15 protein-coding genes and 1 pseudogene are annotated in these 22,464 nt (G+C 61.2%); all 16 read left to right on the top strand.

Annotated features, from left to right (window positions below; translation table 11 throughout):
• The first annotated feature begins 38 nt into the window (after positions 1 to 38).
• The 16 genes and pseudogenes from atpD to ACIQV9_RS08340 all read left to right on the top strand — a co-directional run bounded on the left by atpD (position 39) and on the right by ACIQV9_RS08340 (position 22,415).
• Positions 39 to 1,418 carry a F0F1 ATP synthase subunit beta gene (gene atpD, locus ACIQV9_RS08415; protein ID WP_403100017.1) on the top strand — a complete coding sequence of 460 codons (1,380 nt, stop codon included), beginning with the start codon at positions 39 to 41 and terminating at the stop codon, positions 1,416 to 1,418.
• 45 nt (positions 1,419 to 1,463) lie between these two features.
• A complete protein-coding gene (locus ACIQV9_RS08410) occupies positions 1,464 to 1,889 on the top strand; it encodes a F0F1 ATP synthase subunit epsilon (RefSeq protein ID WP_008155716.1) in 426 nt (141 codons plus the stop codon).
• Positions 1,890 to 2,005: 116 nt separating this feature from the next.
• Positions 2,006 to 3,373: a bifunctional UDP-N-acetylglucosamine diphosphorylase/glucosamine-1-phosphate N-acetyltransferase GlmU gene (gene glmU, locus ACIQV9_RS08405; RefSeq protein ID WP_403100016.1), complete on the top strand. Its 1,368-nt coding sequence runs from the start codon at positions 2,006 to 2,008 to the stop codon at positions 3,371 to 3,373.
• Positions 3,374 to 3,571: 198 nt separating this feature from the next.
• Complete coding sequence (locus tag ACIQV9_RS08400; RefSeq protein ID WP_403100027.1) at positions 3,572 to 4,351, top strand: DeoR/GlpR family DNA-binding transcription regulator; 780 nt, start codon at positions 3,572 to 3,574, stop codon at positions 4,349 to 4,351.
• 1 nt (position 4,352) lies between these two features.
• Complete coding sequence (gene glmS / locus ACIQV9_RS08395; protein ID WP_403100015.1) at positions 4,353 to 6,185, top strand: glutamine--fructose-6-phosphate transaminase (isomerizing); 1,833 nt, start codon at positions 4,353 to 4,355, stop codon at positions 6,183 to 6,185.
• Positions 6,186 to 6,443: 258 nt separating this feature from the next.
• Positions 6,444 to 6,650, top strand: a pseudogene (locus ACIQV9_RS08390) (hypothetical protein); the annotation flags it as partial.
• 225 nt (positions 6,651 to 6,875) lie between these two features.
• Positions 6,876 to 7,445, top strand: coding sequence for a type 1 glutamine amidotransferase family protein (locus ACIQV9_RS08385; protein WP_403100013.1), 570 nt, complete (start codon positions 6,876 to 6,878; stop codon positions 7,443 to 7,445).
• A gap of 693 nt (positions 7,446 to 8,138) precedes the next feature.
• Complete coding sequence (locus tag ACIQV9_RS08380) at positions 8,139 to 9,260, top strand: hypothetical protein (RefSeq protein ID WP_403100012.1); 1,122 nt, start codon at positions 8,139 to 8,141, stop codon at positions 9,258 to 9,260.
• The gene (locus ACIQV9_RS08375) at positions 9,253 to 10,254 is read left to right on the top strand and encodes a phosphopantetheine-binding protein (protein WP_403100011.1); all 1,002 of its coding nucleotides are present in this window, start codon (positions 9,253 to 9,255) and stop codon (positions 10,252 to 10,254) included. Before ACIQV9_RS08380 ends, ACIQV9_RS08375 begins: the two co-directional genes overlap by 8 nt.
• Positions 10,251 to 11,606: a serine hydroxymethyltransferase gene (glyA, locus tag ACIQV9_RS08370; RefSeq protein ID WP_403100010.1), complete on the top strand. Its 1,356-nt coding sequence runs from the start codon at positions 10,251 to 10,253 to the stop codon at positions 11,604 to 11,606. The genes ACIQV9_RS08375 and glyA overlap by 4 nt, the downstream gene beginning before the upstream one ends.
• Positions 11,607 to 11,697: 91 nt before the next feature.
• Positions 11,698 to 12,432 (top strand): flavodoxin family protein, encoded by a 735-nt coding sequence (locus ACIQV9_RS08365; RefSeq protein WP_104995203.1) that lies wholly within the window; start codon positions 11,698 to 11,700, stop codon positions 12,430 to 12,432.
• Positions 12,433 to 12,464: 32 nt separating this feature from the next.
• Entirely contained in the window at positions 12,465 to 13,583 is a 1,119-nt protein-coding gene (locus tag ACIQV9_RS08360) for a DNA glycosylase AlkZ-like family protein (protein WP_403100008.1), read from the top strand.
• A gap of 33 nt (positions 13,584 to 13,616) precedes the next feature.
• Positions 13,617 to 19,112, top strand: coding sequence for an amino acid adenylation domain-containing protein (locus ACIQV9_RS08355; RefSeq protein ID WP_403100007.1), 5,496 nt, complete (start codon positions 13,617 to 13,619; stop codon positions 19,110 to 19,112).
• Positions 19,109 to 20,434: a phenylacetate--CoA ligase family protein gene (locus ACIQV9_RS08350; protein ID WP_403100006.1), complete on the top strand. Its 1,326-nt coding sequence runs from the start codon at positions 19,109 to 19,111 to the stop codon at positions 20,432 to 20,434. Before ACIQV9_RS08355 ends, ACIQV9_RS08350 begins: the two co-directional genes overlap by 4 nt.
• Positions 20,431 to 21,834 (top strand): anthranilate synthase component I family protein, encoded by a 1,404-nt coding sequence (locus ACIQV9_RS08345; RefSeq protein WP_403100005.1) that lies wholly within the window; start codon positions 20,431 to 20,433, stop codon positions 21,832 to 21,834. Before ACIQV9_RS08350 ends, ACIQV9_RS08345 begins: the two co-directional genes overlap by 4 nt.
• The gene (locus ACIQV9_RS08340; RefSeq protein ID WP_134660331.1) at positions 21,831 to 22,415 is read left to right on the top strand and encodes an aminodeoxychorismate/anthranilate synthase component II; all 585 of its coding nucleotides are present in this window, start codon (positions 21,831 to 21,833) and stop codon (positions 22,413 to 22,415) included. The genes ACIQV9_RS08345 and ACIQV9_RS08340 overlap by 4 nt, the downstream gene beginning before the upstream one ends.
• Positions 22,416 to 22,464 lie beyond the last annotated feature (49 nt).

Raw genomic sequence — 22,464 nt, 5'->3', positions numbered from 1 at the left:
CCGCGGTTTAACGGTTCAAATATTCAGAGGATCCAGCTATGAGTAGCGGACGTATCGTTCAAATCATCGGCGCCGTTATCGACGTGGAATTTCCACGCGACAGCGTACCGAGCATCTACAACGCGCTGAAAGTAGTGAGCGCGGCTGAAACCACCCTCGAAGTTCAGCAACAGCTGGGCGACGGCGTGGTTCGTACCATTGCGATGGGTTCCACCGAAGGCTTGAAGCGCGGTCTGGAAGTCACCGACTCCGGCGCAGCCATTTCCGTACCGGTCGGTAAAGCGACACTGGGCCGGATCATGGACGTACTGGGCAACCCGATTGACGAAGCGGGTCCGATCGACACCGAAGAGCGCTGGGGCATTCACCGTCCTGCGCCAACCTTCGCTGAACAAGCGGGCGGCAACGACCTGCTGGAAACCGGCATCAAGGTTATCGACCTGGTTTGCCCGTTCGCCAAGGGTGGTAAAGTCGGTCTGTTCGGTGGTGCCGGTGTAGGCAAAACCGTAAACATGATGGAACTGATCCGTAACATCGCCATCGAGCACAGCGGTTATTCCGTGTTCGCCGGTGTGGGTGAGCGTACTCGTGAGGGTAACGACTTCTACCACGAGATGAAGGATTCCAACGTTCTGGACAAAGTGGCACTGGTTTACGGTCAGATGAACGAGCCGCCGGGTAACCGTCTGCGCGTAGCACTGACCGGCCTGACCATGGCCGAGAAGTTCCGTGACGAAGGTAACGACGTTCTGCTGTTCGTCGACAACATCTATCGTTACACCCTGGCCGGTACTGAAGTATCCGCACTGCTGGGCCGTATGCCTTCCGCAGTAGGTTACCAGCCGACCCTGGCCGAAGAGATGGGTACTCTGCAAGAGCGTATCACTTCGACCAAAAACGGTTCGATCACCTCGATCCAAGCGGTATACGTACCTGCGGATGACTTGACTGACCCGTCGCCAGCGACCACTTTCGCCCACTTGGACGCCACCGTCGTTCTGTCCCGTGACATCGCTTCCCTGGGTATCTACCCGGCGGTCGATCCACTCGACTCGACTTCGCGCCAGCTGGACCCGAACGTAATCGGCCAGGACCACTACGACACCGCTCGCGGCGTACAGTATGTTCTGCAACGTTACAAAGAACTGAAGGACATCATTGCGATCCTGGGTATGGACGAGCTGTCGGAAGCCGACAAGCAGTTGGTAAACCGTGCTCGTAAGATCCAGCGTTTCTTGTCGCAGCCGTTCTTCGTGGCTGAAGTCTTCACCGGTGCTTCGTGTAAATACGTTTCACTGAAATACACCATTGCTGGCTTCAAAGGCATCCTCAACGGTGAATACGACCACCTGCCAGAACAAGCTTTATACATGGTCGGATTCATCGAAGAAGCGATCGAGAAAGCCAAGAAACTGTAATCCCGGCGCCCGGTAACGGGCGCTAATTTAGGTTGAGGCAATCAGATGGCTATGACAGTCCATTGCGATATCGTCAGCGCGGAAGGGGAAATCTTCTCCGGCCTGGTCGAGATGGTGGTTGCGCACGGTGCACTGGGTGATCTTGGTATCGCCTTGGGTCACGCGCCGCTGATCACTAATCTCAAGCCGGGCCCGATCCGCCTGATCAAGCAGGGCGGGGAAGAGGAGGTGTATTACATCTCCGGTGGTTTCCTCGAGGTTCAGCCGAACATGGTCAAGGTACTTGCCGACACTGTGCAACGTGCTGCCGACCTGGACGAAGCCTCCGCTCAGGAAGCCGTTAAGGCTGCCGAGAAGGCCTTGCATGACCGTGGTGCAGAATTCGATTACGGTTCTGCTGCCGCACGTCTGGCCGAGGCTGCAGCTCAGCTGCGCACCGTCCAGCAGATCCGCAAGAAGTTTGGCCACTAATAGGCCATTGTTTGTTGCGCGATTGATTAAAAAGGGTAGCCTCGGCTACCCTTTTTTCTTTTCCGATTTTCATAACCTGGTCGCAGCCGCTGACCACCCAGGATTGGTAGCCAGTCATGTCTCTTGAAATCGTTATCCTCGCTGCCGGCCAAGGCACTCGCATGCGTTCGGCGTTGCCGAAAGTCCTTCATCCGATTGCTGGCAACTCGATGCTTGGCCATGTTATCCACAGCGCCCGGCAACTTGATCCACAGCGCATCCACGTGGTGATCGGCCATGGCGCCGAAGCGGTGCGCGAGCGTCTGGCGGCGGACGATCTGAATTTCGTCCTGCAGGACCAACAGTTGGGTACCGGCCATGCGGTGGCTCAGGCCGTGCCGTTCATCGAGTCCGACACCGTATTGATCCTGTACGGTGACGTTCCGCTGATTGAAGTCGAAACCCTGCAACGTCTGCTCAAGAAAGTCGCCCCGCAGCAATTGGGCTTGCTCACCGTCGAACTGGATGACCCGACCGGTTACGGCCGCATCGTCCGCGATGCCGCCGGCAAGGTCACGGCCATCGTCGAGCAGAAAGACGCCAATGAATCCGAGCGCGCAATCACTGAAGGCAACACCGGCATTCTGGCGCTGCCTTTCGCGCAACTCGGCGGCTGGATGAGCCGTCTCTCCAACAACAATGCCCAGGGCGAGTACTACCTGACGGACGTGATCGCGATGGCGGTCAGCGATGGTCTGGTGGTGGCCACCGAGCAACCCCATGACGCCATGGAAGTGCAGGGCGCCAACGATCGCAAGCAGCTCGCCGAACTCGAGCGTCACTATCAATTGCGCGCCGGTCGCCGCTTGATGGCTCAAGGCGTGACCCTGCGTGACCCGGCGCGTTTCGATGTTCGCGGTGAAGTCACCGTCGGCCGCGACGTGCTGATCGATATCAACGTGATCCTCGAAGGCAAGGTCGTCATTGAAGATGACGTGGTGATCGGCCCGAATTGTGTGATCAAGGACAGCACCTTGTGCAAAGGCGTGGTGATCAAGGCCAACAGCCATATCGAAGGCGCGATTCTGGGCGAAGGCAGCGATGCCGGTCCATTCGCACGCCTGCGTCCGGGCACGGTGCTTGAGGCTCGCGCGCATGTGGGTAACTTTGTCGAGCTGAAGAACGCTCATCTGGGTGAAGGCGCCAAGGCCGGTCACCTGACGTACTTGGGTGACGCTGAGATCGGCGCGCGCACCAACATTGGCGCGGGCACGATCACCTGCAACTACGACGGTGCCAACAAGTGGAAAACCGTGTTGGGTGAGGATGTGTTCATTGGTTCCAACAACTCGTTGGTGGCACCTGTGGATATCTCTTCCGGTGCAACCACGGCGGCCGGTTCGACCATTACCCAGAATGTGGATAACGCTCAGTTGGCGGTGGGTCGGGCGCGTCAGAAGAACATTGATGGCTGGAAACGGCCGGTGAAGCTTAAAAAGAGCTGAGTTATCCACAATGCGTCTTCAGGCTTGAGTTATTCACAGCCTGTTTGATCGTAATCGCGGGCAAGTCGGATCGCCGCACCGCCGCTCCGACTTGCCCGCGATGCTTTTACCCCCAGATATTTTTCTTGCCTACGCTTGACGAAGTTTCGCCGATAGGTTTTGATTGCTTCCGTTATCTTTCGAATCGAAACTTACCAAATCATGTCGAAACGCAATACACCCCAACGCCGCCACAACATCCTCGCCTTGCTCAATGAGCAGGGCGAAGTCAGTGTGGATGAGCTGGCCAAGCGCTTCGAAACTTCGGAAGTTACGGTTCGTAAGGATTTGGCTGCGCTTGAAAGTAATGGCCTGCTGCTACGCCGCTATGGCGGGGCGATTACCATGCCTCAGGAGCTGGTCGCCGACATCGGCCAACCGGTCTCCAAATACAAGCAGGCCATTGCCCGCGCCGCTGTTACGCGGATTCGCGAGCATGCACGGATCATCATCGACAGCGGCAGCACCACCGCCGCCATGATTCCGGAACTCGGCCAACAGCCGGGGCTGGTGGTGATGACCAACTCTTTGCACGTTGCCAATGCGTTGAGCGAACTCGAACACGAACCGGTGCTGTTGATGACCGGTGGCACCTGGGACCCGCATTCCGAGTCCTTTCAAGGCCAGGTCGCCGAGCAAGTACTACGCTCTTACGACTTCGACCAGTTGTTCATCGGTGCCGATGGCATCGACCTGGTTCGCGGTACCACTACCTTCAACGAATTGCTGGGTCTGAGCCGGGTCATGGCTGATGTCGCCCGTGAAGTGATCGTGATGGTGGAGGCCGACAAGATCGGCCGCAAGATTCCCAACCTGGAGCTGCCCTGGAGCAGCGTCCATACCCTTATTACCGATGAACGCCTGCCAAATGCAGCACGCGATCAGATTCAGGCCCGCGGCATCAATTTGATTTGCGCGGCTGTCAGTCAGGAGAAATAGCATGTGTGGAATTGTCGGCGCAGTCGCAGAACGTAACATCACCGCCATCCTGCTCGAAGGGCTGAAGCGCCTGGAATACCGTGGCTATGACAGCGCCGGTGTGGCGGTCTTCACCAACGACGAAAAGCTCGAGCGCATGCGTCGTCCGGGCAAGGTCAGTGAGCTGGAGCTGGCCCTTGAAGCCGAACCTCTGATCGGTCGCCTCGGCATCGCCCACACCCGCTGGGCCACTCACGGTGCCCCGTGCGAGCGCAACGCGCACCCGCATTTCTCCGGCGACCTGGCCGTGGTGCACAACGGCATCATCGAGAACCACGAAGCCCTGCGCGAACAGCTGAAAGCACTGGGTTACGTGTTCACGTCGGACACCGACACCGAAGTCATCGCTCACCTGCTGAACCACAAACTCAAGGACCTGCGCGATCTGACCGTGGCCCTCAAAGCCACTGTTAAAGAGTTGCACGGTGCTTATGGTCTGGCCGTTATCAGCGCCGATCAACCGGATCGCCTGGTGGCAGCGCGCAGCGGCAGCCCGTTGGTGATCGGTCTGGGCCTGGGTGAAAACTTCCTCGCTTCCGACCAGTTGGCCCTGCGCCAGGTTACTGACCGCTTCATGTATCTGGAAGAAGGCGATATCGCCGAAATTCGCCGCGACAGTGTGCAGATCTGGGACGTGAACGGCCAATCCGTCGAGCGCGAAACCGTGCAGTATCGCGACGGCGCCGAAGCGGCCGACAAGGGTGAGTTCCGCCACTTCATGCTCAAGGAAATCCACGAGCAACCGGCCGTGGTTCAACGCACCCTCGAAGGTCGTCTGAGCCCGAACGGTGTCCTGGTTCAGGCTTTCGGACCACAGGCTGCCGAGCTGTTCGCCAAAGTACGCAACGTACAGATCGTCGCCTGCGGTACTAGCTACCACGCCGGCATGGTTGCCCGTTACTGGCTGGAAGAATTGGCCGGTATCCCGTGCCAGGTCGAAGTTGCCAGCGAATTCCGTTATCGCAAAGTCGTGGTGCAGCCGAACACCTTGTTCGTGACCATCTCCCAGTCCGGCGAAACCGCCGACACCCTGGCCGCCCTGCGCAACGCCAAGGAACTGGGCTTCCTCGCCAGCCTGGCGATCTGCAACGTCGGCATCAGCTCGCTGGTGCGTGAATCCGACCTGACCCTGCTGACCCAGGCCGGTCGCGAAATCGGCGTGGCCTCGACCAAAGCCTTCACCACCCAATTGGTCGGCCTGCTGTTGCTGACCCTGTCCCTGGGTCAGGTTCGCGGCACCTTGGCCAAAGGTGTCGAAGCCACCCTGGTTGAAGAACTGCGTCGTCTGCCAACCCGTCTGGGCGAAGCCCTGGCCATGGACAGCACCGTGGAGAAAATCGCCGAGCTGTTCGCCGATAAGAACCACACCCTGTTCCTCGGTCGTGGCGCGCAGTTCCCGGTTGCGATGGAAGGGGCCTTGAAGCTCAAGGAAATCTCCTACATCCACGCTGAGGCCTACCCGGCTGGCGAACTGAAGCACGGCCCGTTGGCGCTTGTGGATAACGACATGCCGGTGGTGACCGTGGCGCCGAACAATGAGCTGCTGGAGAAGTTGAAGTCCAACCTCCAGGAAGTCCGCGCCCGTGGCGGCGAGCTGATCGTCTTCGCTGACGAAAAGGCTGGCATGACCAACGGCGAAGGCACCCACGTTGTCCACATGCCGCACATCCACGACATCCTGTCGCCGATCCTCTACACCATCCCGCTGCAGTTGCTGTCTTACTATGTGGCGGTGTTGAAAGGCACAGACGTTGACCAGCCGCGGAACCTGGCGAAGTCGGTGACGGTGGAATAAGTTATCCACAGCTGACTGAACACATGATTTTAGAGAATTAAAACTGTCGCAAGAGTCGGTGAGGCCTGTCCTCCCGGCTCCTGCGATACCGGTTGGCCTCTCGCTGTTAACGCCAACGCTGAATTGACCCACGTGCTGACGTGCGATTAACCCACCCTCAAGTCAACACAAATCCAGTAAAAGTAGTGGTTATCGAGGAGTCTGCCCGGGTCAGTGATATCTCGGCAACTGGGTCAACTCGGCGCCGGCGCCAACAGGCTGGACGTCAGCGCTGACGTGAGCGCCGGGCGACTGGTCGTGTTGCTGGCGGATCATCCGGGCAACGCTTCGCCGTTAAGCATGGTCTGTCCGCACCGCAAGCAGATTTCTCCTGCCGTTTCGCAACTCTATACGTGGTTGCGAAGCCAGTTTTCCCGAATGGAGCCTGTTTTAACCTGGGCGTCTGGCTTTAAGTCTCCCAGGTAAGAACGGCGGGCTGCGCAGCGTAACGAAACACCCTCTCAACGTTTCACGCCTGAATATGCCGCCGCGTTGATCACTGTCATTGTCAGTTGAAACACACACTGCCAATACTCAGCCACATCATTCATCAGCCCCGCTGGCGTCTACACTCGACGGCCATGCCCACCAAGACAACCCTGCTGGGCAGGTTGCTGCTGATTATCATGGAAACTTGAGAAGGACACTCAAATGGTACGTGCCGTTACTATTCTCACCGAGAATTTTTCTGACTGGGAGCCCGCGCTGATCAACTCCACGGGCCGCGCCTACTATGGCTTCGAGACTTGTTTTGCCGCTCCCGGTGGCAAGCAAGTGACATCATCCGGAGGCATGACCATCATCCCCAACCTGGCCATCGAGGCCATTCGGCTGGACGATGTCGACTTGCTGATTGTGACGGGAGGCCCGATCTGGAAAACAGACAAGGCACCCGCCATCGAGGCGCTGGTCCGTGAGGCCCACGACAGGAACATCGTCGTGGCGGGAATCTGTGACGGTACCCGCGTACTGGCCAAGGCTGGAGTGCTGGATCACGTGCAGCACACCTCCAATTCCTTTGACAACCTGAAGCAGGTGCATTACCGCGGAGCAGATTATTACCAGGACGTACCGTACGCCGTTGCCGACCAGGGTGTGGTCACGGCTCCCGGCAGCGCGCCGGTCAGTTTCATGGCGCAAATTCTCGACACCTTGGGTTTGAACGACAAGAAGCTGGATGCCTACCTGGCCATGCATGCGGCTGAACATATTCACGGCTGAACCCTTCCCTCTATCTCTCCCCTAACCTCGGCGCTGCGGCCTGTTACCGGGCCGTAGCGCACTTCACCGTGGAACCACTCCTCCAATACTGCGCTGGCAACAACCCCTGTTTGTTCTCCACTGCTGAACCGCAGTTTCAGATCGTCCGACAATTATTTTTAATAATCGGAAAAGTCCTACTTGCGGTTACGACATTTCCGACTAAGGTTACCCCCCATGACGCGTAGGGGTTTCCTTGGCTCCATAAGGACGAGTTTGGAGCCGTGTCAAAGAATGCATTGTTGAGATCGCCAAGAGGCGACACTTTTCGACCAAAGCTAAGGAATGGCTAAATGTTTTTCTCTGCCGACATGACTGTGGCTCGATGCCTGCCGCACTCGCTTGTGTCCCCGGCTTTCAGCACCTCATCCCATGAGCGAACTGCTGTAAGCAATAATTCCCATACCCTCAGAGCCGTGCCCGAGATGACGTCAGGCTCTCTCCTTAGCGTGCGCCTTAGAAATTGATTGGCCCGCTCATAGCCAGTAAATCACCGACACATTTTTACGACATGACTGACTGAGTCTGTCGTACAAAAACCTGTGCGCGTTCTATGTCTTTCCCGCTGAACGGGAGAGATGCGAGTGCCCGGGAATGTGCTCCCCAATGGATCGAGATCGCCGCCGGCCGCTGCCTGTGCGTCGAGGATCTGACATGCCAAAAATAACAGTTGAACGCTCGACCAAAGATTCGACCGAGCAGATGAGCATGACGCAAGCACTTGCCGATGCCAGGCTGAGTGTCGAGGCCAAGGCCATGGTCGCCCAAGGCATCTACGCTGGGGTCGCTCAGGAAGTTTCCATCGTCATACCGGTCAAAACTGCGATCCATCCGGATTTTGGACTTTTGCGTCAGTTGGTGATCGCTGGATGGGGCGAAGCGCTTGGCCAGTATCTTGAAGTGCTCGATCTGGGGGGAGACGGCGCTCCAGAGGCCTTGCGCAAGGTTCAGCTGGCTGTCAGATCCGGCACTGCGCTATTTGCCGCCGGCAGCCTGACCAACCGCACTGGAGTGCACTGCCTGGTCTCGATCCATCACGGGTTGGCCGACGAACATAGCCTTGAGGTGCTGGCACGACAGCTACAAACAGAAGACATCGACTCGGCCCTGATGTGCATGCGTCGAGGGCGCGAACGCCATGGCGAATACATCCAGGCACAAGCACAGCTCGCGGAAGTTGATGGCGCGCAGCTGACCGCTGCGGCGCACGCCATGACCCCCGTGCGTTTGCTGCAAACCGGGCGCTTGGCCTTCGACATCCAACGGCAGCGCATCAGCCTGCAACGCACCCTGGACATCGCCTCGATCAATGCCGACAAGCCGCCCGTGGCGAAACTCCTGGGCTGCCTGCAGCGGGCCGGTGTCATCGCCGAGGGCGACACCCTGTGTTCGTCACACAACTGGCGCGAGGCTCACCAGCAGGATGCCATCGGCATGATGACGGGTCTTGTTCCACGCTCCGTGGCGACCCCTGGAGCGCTTGTGCTTCCCGGGCAAATCAGCCTTGAAGCATGCGCCCGTCGCTCTCCGGCTGCGCGCCAGGCGCTGGCCTGCTGCCGCGCGTCCGAGCTGTTCATCAATGGTGCCGGTCGACGCGGCATCCCGGCTTCACACGTGATGAGTGCCGCTTTTCCGGTCGGCATCGACATACGGCGTACCGGCGCTTCGCAACTGCTCCTGGAACTCGAGGGACCGTTTTGCAACGCCAGCGCAGCCACCAATCTGCTCAATGAACTCGCTGATGTATTTATGGATAGGAGTGAATGGAATGACTGAAAACATCCAGCTTGATGAACACGCTCTGGCTGATGAAGTGGCTCGCGTCTGCGCCACTTTTGCCGAGGTGCTCAACCTGCCGAGTGTCGGCCACGAGGACAACTTCTTCAACCTCGGCGGCGACTCCTTTGACGCGATTCGCGTGATGTCGCGGCTGTCTTGCAATTTGCCCATAGTGACTCTTTTCGAGCACCCGACGGCAGCGGGTCTTGCTCAACGCATTGTCTGCGCCGCCGCCCGACAAGCCGCACGTCTGGTCTGTTTTGGCGACGTGCAAGCAGCCGCGGGTTCGACCGCGGTGATTGCGGTGCCTTTCGGCGGCGGAGACGCCACGGCCTACCGCAATCTGTTTCAAGGTAATCCGGATGTGCAGGTGTTCGGCGTGGACTTCGGTGATACCGAGGTGGAGAACGCCGCGGATTTTCAAAGTCTGCTCGACAGCCTTGCCAGCGACATCGAAGAAATCGGCGCTGCCCATCTGGTGATCTATGGCCACTGCGCAGGCGCGGCGACCGCCGCGTGCATTGCCTCAAGCATGGCCGCCCACCACAACCACCTCGCTCTGGTGGTGGCCGCCTCGCGCCCGGTGCTGGATGCAGACGTCGCGATTCGTGCGGCTGAAACCACCTCGGACCAGATCTGGACCGACTACTTGCGATCGCTGGGGGCCTTCACCGGACTGCTCGACAGTCAGGTCGAGAGCATGCTGGCTCGCGGTCGAAGAGACCACCTGATCGCCTGCGAAGCCTATCGCTACCTGACGCAGTACCCGGCCAATGGCGTATCGGCACTGGTGCTGCTGGGCGACGAGGATCCGGCCACCGCCGAGCCTGAAGTCGTATTGGCGCAATGGGGCAAGTTCATCAACGTCACCCAAGCCGCCACCCTCGCCGGTGGCGGGCACTACTTCGTGCGTACCCATGCGCACGAGGTCGAGGAAACCGTGCTGTCTTTTGCAGCACACAACACCAAAGGAAGGGATAGCAAGTCATGACAGTCAATCATCAACCACTTCTGACCCAGGCTGATCTGCTCAAGCGTGGCCTGGCCGATCTGCAGGAACATGATGCCGAACTGGCGCGGATCCTCGACGCCGAGGTCGCTCGCCAGCAACGCACGCTCTCTCTGGTGGCCTCTTGCTGCGCGGTCAAGCCGCGCACCCTGGCCGCGTCGTCCTCCGTGCTGGTCAACGTGACCGCCGAAGGTGTGCCCGGACGCCGCTATCACGCCGGATGCGAGAACGTCGACCTGGTCGAGTCTCTGGCGATCCAGCGTGCCCGCGAGCTGTTCTCTGCGCAGTACGCCGGTGTGCAGTCGCACTCGGCTTCCAGCGCCAACTATTCGGTACTCGCGGCTTTGCTCGAGCCTGGCGACACGCTGCTGGGCATGGCTCTGGATAACGGCGGCCACCTGACCCATGGCAGCCCCGTGACGTTCTCGGGCACTTACTACAACGCCATCGGCTATGGCACCACCAAGGAAGGCCTGATCGACTACGACGAAGTCCGCAGGCTGGCTTTGGAACATCGGCCGCGACTTATCATCTGCGGTGCCACGGCCTACTCCAGAGTCGTGGATTTCGAGCGCTTCCGCCGGATCGCCGACGAAGCCGGCGCCATCCTGATGGCCGACATCTCGCACATTGCCGGTCTGGTGGCAACCGGGCGGCATCCGAGCCCGATCGACGCTGCGCACGTCACCACCACCTGTACCCACAAGCAGCTCGCCGGCCCGCGTGGTGGCCTGATTCTCTCGGGCCGTGACGCCCACGAAAAAGTCCCTGGCCGTGAAGCGACGTTCAGCCGCGTGCTCGAACTGGCGGTGTTCCCGCGGATGCAAGGCGCACCGGCCGTCAACATGATGGCTGCCAAGGCCGCGGCACTGGGTTACGCCATGACCCCTGAGTTCGATGCCGAGATGCAGCGCATCCGCACTGCGGCGGACGTAATGGCCAGCGAATTCCAGGCCCGGGACTATGAAGTGGTGGGCGGTCGCAGCGAGAACCACACCATTCTGATCCGCCTGCGTGCAGCGATGACCGGCGCTATCGCCGAGACCGCGCTGGAGCACTGTGGAATCGTCGTCAACAAGAACCGTGTGCCCGGCGAAACCCGCTCGTCCTTCGTCACCAGTGGCCTGCGCATCGGTACCGGCGCCCTCGCCCAGCGTCATGTCGACCCACAGGGTTGCCGGGAGATCGTCGACCTGCTCTGCCGGATCCTGGACGAGGTGACGCCGCTCGGTGACAGCGAGTTCACCCTCGATCCGCTCCTGCGCCAGCAATTCTGCGCAGAGGCCGAGGCGCTTTGCGCGAAGTATCCGATCGCCGATTACCTCGCACGCTAAAACAGTCTCCGGCAGCGCTGGAGGCATGGCACGACGGTCCGCCGATTGTCGTGCCCGGGAACAGGTAAAACTCTAAGGAGAGAGAAGCACCATGACGGACAAGATCAAGTATGTCGCCATCAATGGCTCGGAACGGGTGGATGGCAACAATGCCAGGGCGCTGGAGTGGGCGGCCGAGTACCTGGAAAAACAGGATGTCATTCTCGAAGTTTTCTCATTGGCCAACGCCAAAATCGACCCTTGCGGGGCCTGCGGTGATTGCAATTTTCGCAACGAACCCTGCGCCCAGAAAGATGACGCCGCGCGCGCCGTGCGCCTCATGGAAGCCAGCGATGGCGTGATCTTCGCCTGTGCCGTGCATGGCTTTGGCGCAACCCCTCTGATGTCGGCGTTCCTGGAACGGGTCGGCACCGGGTTCCTGCGCCACGACCGCACCCTCACCAACAAAGTGGCCGGGGTCATGGTCACTGGTCGGCGCATGGGCCATGTCGAGGTCTACAACCAGATGCTCCAGTGCGCCTTGCTCAACCGCATGATCATGGTCGGCTACGGCTTCCCGGCGATGCTCGTGGGCGACAAGAAAGGCGAAGTGCTGGGTGACAAGGAAGGCATGGAGATGCTGCGTCGGATGCTCGATCGCATGGTGTCCATGACGCGTCTGATCCGCGACTACGAACAACTCACCGGGCAGCCGGCGCTGCCGGTCTCGGTGCCTGGGGAACGCCATCGTGAGGGTAACGACGGCAAGTTCTTCGTCCCGACCAAGTCCGACATGTACCAGGTCGAGGCCACTCGCAGTTGCAACTTCGATGTCGTCGGCGACTGAACAGCGCAGCCCCAGAGCCAATCGAGAATCATATGAGCATTAGAACTGCCTGCAATGGCCTCACCGACACTCTCCTGCGGGAATGGATGGTGTCGGAACACTTCGAGCGCCTGGCACAAGCAACGGTGGCACAGATAGCACAGGCCTATGTCGGCGTTTATTCGGCGCGGCCCACCAGTTGGCTGGCAGTCATGGCACGCAATCAAAACCTCGATCGCAAGAGCGTACTGGCGAAAGAAAACGACAGCGAGTTGTTGCGTATCCCGGGTATGCGGCGCTCCAAGTTCCTGCTGCCCGGCGAGCTGGCAGGCAACGTCTTTGCGGCCACTCGCCTGCCGTTGGCCAACCACGAGTGGCGGCTACGGGACGTCGGGCTTGGCCTGGACGATTACCGACGCCTGCTGCCGGCGCTGATCACTTTGAGCACAGGCGCCGCCGTGCGTCTGCAAGACATCGCCAGTGCCCTCGAACTGCCGGCGCCCCAGGCGCGGGCGTTGACGTCAGTTGCGACCTATGACGGCGCGTTGGTTCGCATACCGGCGGCCAATCATTGGTCGAATCGCTGGCTGTATTCGGCTGCACCCGAAGGCCTGTTGCCGGGTGACGGTGTGCCACTGGACCGCGACTCGTTGCTGCGTGACATCGCTGGGCGCTACGTCGAGCACTACGGACCGGTCACGGTCGATGACCTCGCCTGGTGGCTCGCGGTTTCAAAGGACACCGCGCGCACGCTGCTTCAAGCCTGCGCAGCCTGCCAGGTCGCCGATCAGATGTGGCATAGCGAGGCCGGGAAAGCGCGTCTTGAGCAGTTCCTGCAACGCGAGCAGAAACCCGCGAGCAAGCAGATCCGCTTTCTGCCGGCCTGGGACCCGTTGGTCATGGGCTATGCGCCCGGTTCCAGGCAGCGCGACTGCCTTGAACTGGAACGCATCGGCGGCTACGACCCGGCCGGTAACGGCCGGCCGGTAGTGCTCATCGGTGGCCGGGCTGCCGCAACCTGGCACACGGCGGCCAAGGGCAGCAAACGCGTCATCGCAGTCGATGCCTCGACACTGACTGACCAGGAACGTGCAGCCGTGCTTGAGGCTGCCACGGTTCTGGCGGAGCAGATCGGGGCTATTCACCAGATCGAAAACGAACTCACAGCGTGAAAACAGGGAAGCATGAAAAAGATGAGGGACGACATGACATCAGTACCCCAAGCGCCACAGCTGTCAGGGAGTGAGCGCAGCCTGTGGGACGCGTTTGCGCAGCCACAGGCCGGGCAATCAGCGGACAACACCCGAGAACAGCAAGAGATCGTCTTGCCCGCTGGCCTGACGGCCACCATGAATGACCTGGTCACGGTCGCCGCGGTTCTGGGCTACCTGCTCAGTCCGGAAGGCCGGCTGACGTTGGCAATCCATGATGACGCCAAGCCGTCACTGCTCAGCGTCGATTGCATGACATTGAACCTTGCAGAAGACGCTCGCGACTACATCTCGCAATTGCGCAACAGTGCCGAAGCGTCCCATGGCGAGCCGCAATTGCGGGCCGATATCGAGATCAGCGATGGCAAGCACCTGCCAGCGGCGCAAACACCGGTCTGGCTGTTGGTGCACGAGGGCCGCTGCCAACTGTCGGTACGCAGCGATTACATGACCCCGGCGGTAAGCCTGGAATTACTGGAGTTGGTGGCCTTCGCCTGCGCCCGTGTGCTTGATTCCAAGGCCCTGCCGGCGCCCGCGCTCCAACCGGGCTGCCCGGCCCCGGCCGAAGCCGTCGAGCGCCAGTTTCTCGTGGAGCGCATTTACCGGCATGTGCAGAGCAAACCCTCGGCTGCGGCAATCGTCGATGACAACAGCGATCGCACCCTGACTTACGCCGAACTCTGGAACGCCTCCGAGGCATTGGTCCAGCACATACGCGAGCGCGTCACCTCCCGCCGTTCGAGCCCGCGCCTGGCGTTGTTCCTGGAACGCGGCTGGCAGCATCTGGCCGCGATCATCGCCGTGCAACGCATGGGCGGTACCTGCGTGCTGATCGACCCGGCGCATCCTGATGAACGCATCCGTGCCTTCATCGAAGAGTGCAGTCCGCATGCGGTGTTGACCGCCGGCAGCACCACCGAACGCGCACGCGAGCTGCTGACCTTTCCGCTGCTGGATATCGATAAGGTGCAGGTCCGTCCTACCCTCGTCGATTGGGAGCACGGCAAGTGGGTCGACAGCACCAATGAAGCCTGTTTTATCGCCGGGACTTCCGGCAGTACCGGACGGCCCAAAGCCGTTTGCCTGTCCTATCGGGGGATGGCCGCGACCCTCGACGCTGTCATCGAGCAGGCCGGACTTGGCGAGCATAGCCGCGGCTCATGGCTGTCGTCGCCCGGCTACGGGATGGTCGAAGTCGACCCGCTGCCGGTTCTGTGTGCCGGCGGCACGGTATGCATCCCTGCGCCCCAGGTGCTGCAGGACGTCAACCTGCTGGCACGCTGGCTGCTTGAAGGCGACATGAACCACACACTGGCCATGACTTCCATTGCCGAAGCATTGTGGGCCACGAGCACCCGAACCGGTCTGCGCACCATGCTGATCGCCGGTGAACGCTGCAAGCAATGGCCGCCGAGCGACCTCGGCTACCGGGTGATCAATGTCTACGGCTCCGCAGAAGCCGCCGTAGTCTCCATCGAAGACCTGAGCGCCCCGCGCCGCACCTTGCTGCCCTCGGTAGGCCGCGCGATTCCTGGCGCCCGGATGTACGTGGTCGACCGCAATGGCCAACAACTACCGGCCCGTTGTGTCGGTGAGTTGATCATCACCGGCGAAACGCTGTCGGTGGGCTATGTCAATCCCGAGGACACCAGGAAAGCCTTTCGTGGCAACACTCTGGACGCCACGTCGGCCTTGCAATACAGCACCGGCGACCGGGCGCGCATGGCGGCCGATGGCACCGTGGAAATCTTTGGCCGTACCGACTCCGTGGTCAAGATCCGCGGCCATCGGGTCGACCTGACTGAACTGGAGATCACCGCGCTGCAAGTTCCGGGCGTGGTGAAGGCCGCGGCCAATTGCTTGAGCAATGACCTCGGCGCGACGCTGGCATTGTTCCTGGAGCTGGCTCCCGGTGCCAAAGAAGTGGTCGCCCGGGTTCGCCAGCACTTGGCCGCGCGCTTGCACCCGGCCGCCCAACCCGGCCAGATCGTGACCGGCGCCCTGCCCCTCGGGCGCAATGGCAAGGTGGACTACAGCGCGTTGCAGGTCAGCCCGATCGAGCGCGATGCGAACCAGACCGTTTTTGTCCCGCAGAGCCCGGCAGACCACGCGGTACGTTACTGCTGGCTGGCCTGGACGCTCTGTGACGAAGCCATGCTGGAGGCGAGCTTCTTCGACGCCGGTGGCGATTCCCTGCGCGCCTTGCGCATGGTCGGCGAAATGGCCTGCAAGCATGGCATTCATGTGCAAATGGGGGCGTTCCTCGAGGAGCCGGTTCTGGCGAATCTGGTGCGCCTGGCCAATGCCTCGCACAACACTCAGTTGCCGACGTTCGAGCACTTACCGGCAGAGCAGCAATGGCTGCCGTTCGAGCTAAACGAAAGCCAGCAGGCGCTGTGGATCGGTCGTGGTTCGTTCTACGACTACGGCGGCGTCGGCTGCCAGGGGTATTTCGAGTGGGAAGTGCAAGCCCTCGATAGCGAGCGTTTCACCCGTGCCGTGGGATTGCTAGTGCAACGCCATCCAATGCTGCGCATGACCATCGATGCCAGCGGCCGCCAGAGCATCGGCGACGTCGACGGCACGCAAGCGGTGAAATATGTCGATCTCAGTGCTCTGGACGGCGCGCAGATCGAGCGCGAGATCGATGCGGTTCGCGACCGCATGGCCAACGAAGAAATCGGCACCACGCAATGGCCGCTGTTCCAGTTCCGCATCAGTCGCATCAGTGCCAGCGCCAGCCGGGTGCATCTGTGCATCGACATGTTGATCGCCGACGCCTGGTCGATTTTCCAGGTGATCATTCCCGACCTGATCGATCTGTATCTGGAAGATGATCCACAACTGCCGGTGCTGCAGACCAGCTTCCATGACTACGTCGCCTATCGGCAAAAAGTGCTCAAGAGCGCCCAGTACCAGGCCGACCGCGAATACTGGCTGGAGAAGATCAATCACCTGCCGGCAGCCCCGCGCCTGCCTCAACTGGAGCCTGGAGAGTTCAGCGGCACGTCGCACTTCGAGCGACACGAAGGCACCCTCGCCGTCGATGCCTGGGAGCGACTGCAGGCCCGGGCGCAGGCGCGCAACATCTCTCCGTCCGGCGTGGTCGCGCTGGCCTTGTGCGAAGTGTTGCGCTGCTGGGGCGAAGAAGACCGCTTCACCCTGAACTTCCCGGTCTCCGACCGGATGCCCGTCACTGCCGATATCGACCAGGTTGTCGGTGACTTCACCAACACCTTGCTGGTGCCCTATGAAACCGCGGCCGCCGACACCCTCGAGGTTCGTGGCCAGCAACTGCAGGGCGCCATATGGCAGGCACTGGATCATCGCCTGTTCAACGGTGTCGAGGTGCTGCGCGAGCTGGCCCGGGTCCGGCGCAGTGGCGGCGCGCCACTGATGCCGATCGTCCTCACCAGCCTGCTCGGGCACCCAGGACGCCATGATGCGGCGCTGCTTGGGCCAGAGGTTTACGGCGTCTCGCAGACACCGCAAGTCACCCTCGATGTGCAACTGCGCGAATCCGAAGGCACGTTGTACTTCAAATGGGATTACCTCACCGGGGTCATTCGTCCCGAAGTCGTGGAGTCGATGTTCGGCGCATTCAGCACATTGCTGCAGCAACTGGCCGACGACAGCGAGATCTGGCAACGCACCTGGCTTGACCTGCGCCCCGCCGCGCAGATTGACGTACGCCGCGCCGTAAACGCGACTCAGGCCCCCGTGCCGCAGGTTCACTTGCGTGACCTGCTACTGGCACGGATTGCCGAGCGCGCCAGGGAAACCGCAGTGATCGATACCCGGCGCAGCTACAGCTGGGGTGAAATCGGCCGGGCCGCAGCACGGATCAGCAAGATGATCCAACACACCCGTAACCCTGATGAACGTTTTGTCGGCATCGTCCTGCCCAAGGGCAGCGGCCACTACGCGGCTGTCTATGGCTGCCTGCTGGCCGGGGTCGGTTATGTGCCGGTGGATATCGATCTGCCGTCCGAGCGTATTCGTTCAGTGCTGTCGCAGGCCGGAGTGCACACGGTTATCGCCGGTATCGATACCCCGTTGCCGGAGCAGATCCAGCGGCTGGTACTGACCGATGAGGACCTGCATTACTGGACTGCCGAGCACACGGAGCTGACTCTCGCACCTCTGGCTGCGGACTACTCGCCGTATGTGATCTTCACCTCCGGCTCTACCGGTAATCCCAAGGGTGTCGAGATCCCGGAGGCCGCAGTAGTCAACCACGTTTATGACGTCGTCGAGCGCTTTGGCCTGGATGCCTCCACTCGCCATCTGGCCACTGCCGCCCTGCATTTCGACATGTCGGTCTTCGATATCTTCGGCCCCCTGCTGCACGGCGGCTCGGTGGTGGTGGCAGCTCAGGCGGCGGGCCCGGACCCCGATGCCTGGCTACGACTCCAGCGGCGTCACGGCGTGACCTTCTGGGCCTGCGTTCCGGCGATCATGGACCTGCTGTGCAGTGTTGCGGAAACTGCACGGAGTTTCTGCGCGGTGGATTCGCTGGCCAACATCGTCATGGCGGGCGACTGGATTCCACTGCCACTGTTGCCACGCGCCAGGGCGCTGTATCCGAACGCGCGATTGTATTCCTGCGGAGGTCCCACCGAGACCACCAACTGGTCGGTGCTGCACGAGATCGACGAACAAGAAGGCCAGCGAGTGCGTTCGGTGATCTACGGCGCGCCCATGCGTAACTCTGCCTACCACATCGTGGCCGACGACTGGACCGATTGCCCGGATTGGGTGCCCGGGGAAATGCTGGTGGAGAGCGATGTTTCCCTGGCCTGTGGCTACATCGGCCAGCCGGAACTGACCGGCAAGGCCTTTGTCCAGCACCCGCGCAGCGGGCGGCGCATGTACCGCACCGGCGACCTTGGGCGTTACCTGCCTAACGGCGAAATCGAGATCCTCGGACGTATCGACAACCAGATCAAGCTCAATGGTCTGCGCATCGAGCTGGGAGAAATCGAGGGCGTCGCCGAGTCCTGCGCCGGCGTCTCGCGGGCCTGTGCGATAGCACTGCCGGGGCCCGACGGGCATCCCAAACAGATTGCCCTGGTGTATGTCGGCGAGCCCGGACTGGCGCCTGCAATCACGTTGACCTTGAGCCAACGGCTGCCCGCGTACATGGTGCCGAAAACTGTCCAGTCGTTGCCCCGCTTGCCCCTGTCGAAGAACGGCAAGGTGGATGTGCTGGCCCTGCGAGAAACCATGAGGAATGACATGAAAGAACCCAATGGCAAGGCTTCGCAATCCACCCTGCGCATCGTGATTGGTGTGATCAGCCAGCATCTCGGACAGCCAGTACTGCCCGACGACAACTTCTTCGACATGGGCGGCGACTCGCTGTCGGCAATGAAGATCAAGGTCGAACTTGGCTCCAGGTTGTCACAGCCCATTGAGCTGGAGGACCTCATGCTCACCGAGACCATCGGTGAGTTCGCCAAGTGCCTGAACGCGGAGACCCAGTCATGATCAGAGACAACCTGCACCAGCAATGGCTGGATGATGTGGACGCCTACCTGGATGGACGCACGACGCCGCAGACGCTGCAGGCCAACGGGCAGCAACGGGCCGGGGAAGTCTTGCGCTATGTCGCGCAACGCTCGGCGTTCTATGCCGATCACCTGCGCTCGCAAGCGGGCAGTCCGAGCGCCTTGCCGGCGCTGGACGGCGTACCGTTCACCACTAAGGACGACCTGCGCGCCGTGGGCCGCTCGGTCTGCAGCCTGCCGTTCGACCAGATCGCGGTGTACTACGAGACCACCGGGACCACCGGGCTGCCAACCCCCTGCCCGCGCGCGGCGATCGATGTCGAAACCAGCGGCGCCTATGTGCAGAAGGCTGTTGCCGACCTGTATCAGTCGACCTTCGGCACCACTCATGCCCTCACCGCGATCATGGGGCCGTCGGAGCTCTACGCGTTCGGCGATACCTATGGCGAGGTCTGCCGCAATCTGGGCATTCCTTACGTACGGCTATGGCCGGAAAGCCCTCGGGTCGGCCTGGTCAAAGCCGCCCAGTTGATCAACGACCTCGGTGTCCGCTCGCTGATCTGCTCACCCGCCGTCGCGCTGGCCCTGGCCCGCCTCTATGTGAGTCAGGGGATCGATCCGCGCGCGACAGCAGTCGGGCAGATCATGGTGTTGGGCGAACTGTGCACGCCGCAGATGCTGAGCAATATTGCCCGGGTCTGGGATGCGCATTGCACCCATGGCCTGTATGGCTCTCAGGAAGCCCACGCGGTGGCCACCGGTTGCCCGAACGGCAACCTGCACTTTTCCGAGACCAACTATCTGGCGGAGATTCTTCCGGTGCCCGGGATGGACGGCGATATCGGCGAGCTGTGCCTGACGATGCTCGTACCCGGCGCCAAACCGCTGATCCGCTACCGCACCGGCGACCTGGCGCGCCTGCATTCTGCCGAAGAATGCGGATGCGGCAATCGTTCGCGTTGCCTGCGGGTCTTTGGCCGGGTGAGTGATGTGATGACCCTGGCCGGTCGCCAGGTACTCCCGGCTCTGATCGAGTCGGCGGTGCTGACGGCGGCCGAGTGGGTCTCCGGCTACGAGGTCAGGATCTGTTCCGCCAGCGACGGCAGCGACCATGTCGAGGTGTCGATGGTGGCAGGGATCGGTGAGCGTTCGCTGGCCGAGGTACAGGAGCAGATGGCCGGCCATTTCGGCACCTCGGTCCAATTGCAACTGGCACAGAACCTGGACCCGAGGACCGAGACCGGTGCCTACATTTCCTGGAAGCACGCACGTATCCGCGATCAACGGGAGCCCGCCCTGTGAGCTCATTACAACCCATCCCCCTGTGGAGCGTGGAGCACCACGAAATCAGCGATGCGGCGCCGCTCGCCCAGGTGCGGCGAGGCCTGCTGGGGCTGTATCCGTGCCCGGCATTGTTCGAGACCGGTGCGGGTTTTCTGCCGGTCGACGGCAACCAGACCACCTTCATGATCGACCTGTTGTTGGAGTTGAAACTGGTCAACGACACCTGGCACTTGTCGACCGGTGCGCCGTTCCAGTGGGCCCTGGCCGCGTGCGAGCAGTTGCTGAACAATTCGCAGGCGAGCCTGTGCGAACGCCTGCGACGCGTCACTCAGACGCTGGCCCTGCCGGAGGGCTTTCCGCTGGTGCTGGCGCTGGGCTACAGCGCCGCGCGGTTTGTCGAAAACCTGCCGGAGATTGCCATCGAGCCAGATGTCCCGGAGGTGGTGGTGCGGGTCTATCGGCATGTCGTCCGCTACGAAGCTCCCGAAGGTCCGGCGCGGATCGACGTACTCAATGCCGGCGACAACGCGGCAGCGCAACTGGATGCCCTGCTCGCCGTGCTGCGCAATCCGCCGGTGACGGCACCTGTTGCAAGACTCGGCACTGAAGTCGCGGTGATCGAGGACGTCACTGATCGCGAGGACTTCTGTGCCGCCGTTTTAAGGGCCAAGGAGTACATCCGCGCCGGTGACATCTATCAGGTGCAGTTGTGCCGGCGTGCCGTGTCCAGCGCGACGATTGCTCCGGTCGATCTTTACGAGCGTCTGGCAACGGTCAATCCGGCGCCCTACATGTACTACCTCGACCTTGCCGACCTGCATGTCGTGTCATCCAGTCCTGAACTGATGATCCGCCTGCAGGACGGCGTGGCCCAGGTCCGGCCCATCGCCGGCACCATGAGCCGGGAGGATCAGCGCGGCAGTCCGCTGGACAAGATTCCCAAGGAAGCCGCCGAGCACTTGATGCTCGTCGATCTGGCGCGCAACGACCTGGCCCGGTGCGCGGTTCCCGGGGGCGTCCAGGTGAGTTCGTTCATGCAGCAGGACACTTACGGGTCCTTGCTGCACCTGGTGTCCACTGTGGAAACCAGGGTACGCGAGCAATGCGATGTCTGGGATCTGATCGTGGCCAATTTCCCGGCGGGAACCATGACCGGCGCACCCAAGGTCCGCGCAATGGAAATCATCGCCGAGCTGGAAGGCACCGCACGCGGGCTGTACACCGGTTGTGTCGGCTATATCACCGGGCCCAACAGCGCGGTGCTGGCACTGACGATCCGCACCATTGTCGGCAACGCCGGACGCTATGTGTTGCAGTCGGCGGCGGGAGTCGTCGCTGACTCCGAGGCCGAGGATGAATGGAATGAAGCGGGAGCGAAGATCAAGTCGTTTTCCCGAGCGATGGGAGCCTGCGCATGAAAGTGATGTTGATCGACGCCTTCGACAGCTTTGTGTATGTCATCGAGCAGTATTACTCGGCCGTGGGTGCAGAAACCCGGGTCGTTCGCGTCAACGATGATCCGATCGCCCAATACCGACAGTGGCAACCGCAGTTGTTGGTTCTGGGTCCAGGGCCGGGCACTCCCGAAGATCATGGCTACCCGCAGATCATTCGCGCGATGGATGAGCAGCAGGCCATTTTCGGTGTCTGCCTGGGGCATCAGGCACTGGGCGAACATTTCGGCTGGAAGCTCAGCCGTGCACCGACCACCCAGCATGGCAAATACGCCCAGGTGCATCATGACGGCCGCGGCGTTTTCCAGGATGTACCGTCGGCCGTCACTGTGGTGCGTTACCACTCGCTGGCCATCACCGAGCCGCAAACATCAAGCCCATTGGTGGCCACGGCGTACTCGGACGATGGCGTCAACATGGCGGCGCGGCACCGTACCCGGCCGATCGAAAGCGTGCAGTTTCACCCCGAGAGCGTCGGCACCGCCCACGGGATCAAAATGATCCGTAACTCATTGGCGTTGGCCAACGTCCACGCCATGGGCTGATCGCTCAAGAAGAAAGCCCTGGGTGCCGACCGGAAGCCGGTCGACACCT

It is taken from the genome of Pseudomonas sp. NPDC099000 (assembly GCF_044759925.1).
Taxonomy (GTDB): Bacteria; Pseudomonadota; Gammaproteobacteria; order Pseudomonadales; family Pseudomonadaceae; genus Aquipseudomonas.
The sequence above is the reverse complement of the archived record's forward strand: the minus strand, read 5'-3'. Positions and strand labels throughout refer to the sequence as shown.